This is a genomic window from Gordonibacter pamelaeae 7-10-1-b (assembly GCF_000210055.1).
In the GTDB taxonomy this organism is placed as follows: domain Bacteria; phylum Actinomycetota; class Coriobacteriia; order Coriobacteriales; family Eggerthellaceae; genus Gordonibacter; species Gordonibacter pamelaeae.
On sequence record NC_021021.1, the window covers coordinates 2,889,763 to 2,892,726 of the forward strand.

The window sequence follows — 2,964 nt, forward strand, 5'->3', positions numbered from 1 at the left end:
CGAAGCCCCATTCGTCGCGCGCGAGCGCCAGAAGCCCGGCGTCCTCGGAGCAGTACGCGCCGTCCAGCAGGTTGTACGCCGTCATCATCGTCCAGGGCCGGGCCTTCTCCACCGCGATGCGGAACGGCTCCAGGTACAGCTCGTGCAGCGCGCGCTCGTCCACGACCGCGTCCACGATCAGCCGGTTCGTCTCCTGGTTGTTGCAGGCGAAGTGCTTGAGCGACGTTCCCACGCCCCGGCTCTGCACGCCCTCGATGTAGGCGGCCGCCAGCTCGCCGGCCAAATGCGGGTCCTCGCTGTAGTACTCGAAGTTGCGGCCGCACAAGGGGCTGCGCTTCATGTTCACGCCAGGCCCCAGCACCACGGCCACGCCCTGCTCGCGCGCCTCGTCGCCCAGCGCCTCGCCCATCGTGCGCACGAGGTCCGCGTCGAACGAGCATGCCGCGGCGCTCGCCGTGGGGAAGCACACGGCCGGCTCGCTTCCCGCAAGCCCCAGGTTGTCCGCCGATCCCGCCTGCCGCCTCAGGCCATGGGGGCCGTCCGACACGGTAATGGGGGCAACGCCCAGGCGCGGACAGCCGCCCAGCTCCCAGTAGCCCTCGCCCGCGAGGCACGCGCATTTCTCCTCAAGGGTCATGGCCGCTACGGCGGCGGGCACATCGAAGGGCGCTGCCATGGGCGATCCTCCCCTATCCGGCGCAGAGGGCGTCGGTGAAGTAGCGGTAGTAGGCCTCGTGCATCTTGCGGCGCTCCTTCACGCGCACGGGCACGCAGGTGCCGTCGCGCAGGATGAAGTCGTCGCGCACGTCCACGATGAAGTCCATGTTCACGATGAAGCTGCGATGGCAGCGCAGGAAGCGGGGGTCGCTCAGCTCGTCGGCCACGTCGTCGAGCTTCGCCAGGCTGCGATGGCAGGAGCCGTCGGCCTGGTGCAGCAGCACCGCGTGGTCGCGGCTCTCCAGGTAGGCGATGTTGCGGTAGTCGAAGTAGCGGCGCGCGGAGCCCACGCGGAACGCCAGGCGAGGCGAGGTGACGGGCAGCACGCGGTCGAGCACGGCGGCCAGCTTGCGCGGCTCCGCCGGCTTCACGAGATAGCTCGTAGCCTGGACCTCGTAGCTCTCCACCGCATGCTCGCGCGACACGGTCAGGAACACGAGGGGCACGCTGGGATCGTGCTCGCGCAGCTTCCGCGCCACCGCGATGCCGTCATCGCCCTCGAGGTACACGTCGAGGAACACGAGGTCGAACGGGTCGGTGCCCGCGGCCACCTCGGCAACGAGCGGCCCGCCCCCCGAGTACTCCTCGTAGCGGGGACGGTAGCCGCGGGATACGAGATGCCGGTCGACGGCCGCCTTCAACTTCTCCCGTTGCACCTCGTCGTCGTCGCACAGCGCGATCCTCAAACCCGTCCTCCTCGTGTGTACCCAGTATACGCAATCACGTTTTTTTATTGTCCGACTTCGGGTACGCCGCTGTCCAGTGCCAATTTCGCAGATTTTAAGGCTGTTTACGCTCTTCACGCGTGGAGGGAGGCCGCGCGCTCATCCGCCCAGCGTCACCTCCCGTTTGAGCACGAAACGCAGCACGAGGTAGTAGGCCGTCCCCGCGGCCATCCACACCACGCCGAGCACCTTCGCGGGCACGTCGAGCCCCCACCACGTGTAGCCGATGACCGCCAGGCCGGCCAGCGGCACCAGCAGGTGCGCCACCCAGCGCCCGTCGCGCTTCTTCACGAAGAAGTACCAGATGACGGTCACGTGCAGCAAGAGGAACGCCGTGAGCGCGCCGAAGTTCACGAAGAGCGAGATGGTGTCGGTGCCCAGCTGCCCGAACGTCAGCACGAGCACGAGCGTGAGCCCGCCCACGAAGAGCGTGGCCACGTAGGGGGTATGGTACTTCGGGTGGATGCGCGCGAGCGCGTGCGGCAGGCCGCCGTCGCGCCCCATGGCGAAGAGGATGCGCGACACGGCCGTCTGCGCCGCGAGCGCCGTGAAGATGCCCCAGGCCAGCGCCGTGGCCACGGCGCACACCACGTAGAGCCACCGCCCTCCCACCACCTGGGCCACCAAGTAGAAGGCGTTGCCCTGGTCGTGCGCGAACACGGCGCCGTCGGGGCTGATGCACCCCGCGATGTAGGTCTGCAGCACGAACAGCGCGCCCACGATGGCCAGCGACGCCATCATGGCGCGGCCGGGGCCGCGGCGGCCGTCCTTGGCCTCCTCGGACAGCGTGGCGATGCCGTCGAAGCCGAGGAACGACAGAACGCCCAGCGACACGGCGCTGAACACGAGCGGGAGGCTAAACGTGGAGGGGTTGTAGAGGGGCTGCAGCGTGAAGCCGTGCGAGGCAGGGTCCGACAGGAGCCAGCGCACGCCCAGCACCACGAACACGGCCAGCACCAGCACCTCCAGCACGAGCGCGATGCGATTCACGATGTCGGTGAGCGCGATGCCGCGGATGTTCACGAACGTGTTCGCCACCACGAACACGATGGAGAAGGCCCACGGCGGCACCTCCGGCACGATGCCCGAAAGCGCCGTGGAGGCCACCACGTACATGAGCACGGGGATGAGCAGGTAGTCCAGAAGCAGCGTCCACCCCGACACGAACCCGATGCCCTTGCCCAGGCCGCGCGACGTGTAGGCGTACACCGAGCCGGACACCGGCCACTCGCGGATGAGCATGCCGTAGGACAGCGCCGTGAACACCATGGCCAGCGTGCCCACCACGTAGACGAGCGCCGGCATGCCGCCCGACTCGGTGAACACGCCGCCGTAGATGCCGAACGGCGCGATGGGAACCATGAAGATGAGCCCGTACACGATCATGTCGGGCACGCTGAGCACCCGCGTGAGCTTCGGCTTGCCCGAGCCCCCCTTCGAGGGGGCGCTGCTCGGCGCAGAGGGGGCGTTCGCCATGGGCCGGCTCCTTTCGGCAGGTCGGAAACGGCGCGCGCACCGCGCG

The 2,964-nt window shown here is 68.7% G+C and carries 3 protein-coding genes; all 3 read right to left on the reverse strand.

Annotation, left to right across the window (positions count from 1 at the left end; translation table 11 throughout):
- On the reverse strand, nt 1–676 hold a 676-nt coding region (locus tag GPA_RS13335; protein WP_041239648.1), incomplete at its 3' end, for a glycoside hydrolase family 3 protein.
- 13 nt (nt 677–689) lie between these two features.
- The gene (locus tag GPA_RS13340) at nt 690–1,403 is read right to left on the reverse strand and encodes a LytR/AlgR family response regulator transcription factor (protein WP_041239649.1); all 714 of its coding nucleotides are present in this window, start codon (nt 1,401–1,403) and stop codon (nt 690–692) included.
- A 138-nt stretch (nt 1,404–1,541) separates the two neighbouring features.
- Nucleotides 1,542–2,918 carry an APC family permease gene (locus GPA_RS13345; RefSeq protein WP_015540198.1) on the reverse strand — a complete coding sequence of 459 codons (1,377 nt, stop codon included), beginning with the start codon at nt 2,916–2,918 and terminating at the stop codon, nt 1,542–1,544.
- Nucleotides 2,919–2,964: the final 46 nt, after the last annotated feature.